The following is a 1481-nucleotide window of genomic DNA, read 5'->3' as shown; positions in this document are numbered from 1 at the left end:
GAAAAAACAATGAAAACCGTAGGCGTAGTTATCCCAATCTATAATGTAGAAAAATATTTAAGAGAATGTTTAGATAGTGTTGTTAATCAAACTTATAAAAATTTACAAGTTGTACTTGTAAATGATGGTAGCACAGATGAAAACTCACTCAATATAGCCAAAGAATATACTTTAAAAGATGAAAGATTTATACTTTTTGATAAGGAAAATGGGGGTTTATCTTCAGCTCGTAATGTAGGCATAGAATTCTTTAGTAAAGAATATGATTTTAAAAACATTACCCAAGAATTAAAAGAAAACTCCTTAGTAGATTTTAAACTAGACAATAAAGATAATCCTTATAATATTTATAAAATATATAAAAGTTCAAATTTCTTTAAAAATAAAGATGAACTTTTAAATTTTAAAGCTCCTGATATTGATTATATTATCTTTTTAGATTCTGATGATTATTGGGAATTAAATTGTATAGAAGAATGTGTTCCTAGAATGGATGGTGTTGAAGTGGTTTGGTTTGATAATAAAGCGTTTGATTATGAAATTAAAACAATTTATCCAACTTCTAAAACATTTATGGAATGTTTTAACTGTAATATTAAAAATAAGCAAATTAATGGAAATACATGGTTTGATGAATGCCGTAAAAATAATATAACTTCCATTTGGATAGCTGTTATGGAAATGATTGATTTTGCTTATTTAAAAACATTAAAACTCAAATTTCTTGATGGAGTTTTATATGAAGATAATTTATTTGGAACCTTATTGTTTTTAAATGCTAAGAAATTATATGTTCTTGACAAAAAGCTTTATAATAATAGAATAAGAGCTAATAGTATAATGTGTCATGATAATAATTTAAGTTTTGAAAATTTAGCACCATTTTTTAGAATTTTATCCAATGATTTTTTAGACCCATATGATGCAAGAGAATACATAAAGTTACATAGTTGGACATGTATGACATTTGTATTGTTGTTAATGTATGTAAATAAATTTAAAAATAAGGAAAATTTAGAAAAAATTCGTTTCTTTTTATTCTCTTATAAGGATATTTTATTTGAGAATATAAAGTTGAATCAAGATCCTTGGGCCATAAAAGATAAGATAGATATTATTAATTTTTTTGTAAATAATAAATTTAAAGATAATAAATATCAGTTTAACACCAATTTATATGGCACAGCTAAACAAAGAATTCAAAACCAGCTTTGTTATAAATTGGGTCAAACTATGATTATTAATTCTAAAAGTATTATTGGCATTCTATTTATGCCAATATATTTGTTATCAACATTTTTAAATTACAAACAAGATCAAAAAATATATCATCAAAAAATAAAAAAAGATCCAACTTTAAAATTACCCCCTTTAGAAAATTATCCAGATTACCAAGAAGCTTTAAAGTATAAAGAACACTTATCTTATAAACTAGGAAAAATTTTATTAGAATCTTTTAAAACTTGGCATAAAGGTGGTTT

Annotated in this window: 1 protein-coding gene; it reads left to right on the top strand. The window is 23.6% G+C overall.

Annotated elements, in window-relative coordinates; genetic code table 11:
- Positions 1-9: 9 nt before the first annotated feature.
- Positions 10-1481: glycosyltransferase family 2 protein (locus AJ884_RS02505; RefSeq protein WP_070286403.1), on the top strand; the 1472-nt coding region annotated here is incomplete at its 3' end.

Origin of the sequence: Campylobacter sp. BCW_6463 (assembly GCF_001762785.1) — a bacterium.
In the GTDB taxonomy this organism is placed as follows: domain Bacteria; phylum Campylobacterota; class Campylobacteria; order Campylobacterales; family Campylobacteraceae; genus Campylobacter_D; species Campylobacter_D jejuni.
This window is presented reverse-complemented; position numbering and strand designations above follow the sequence as displayed.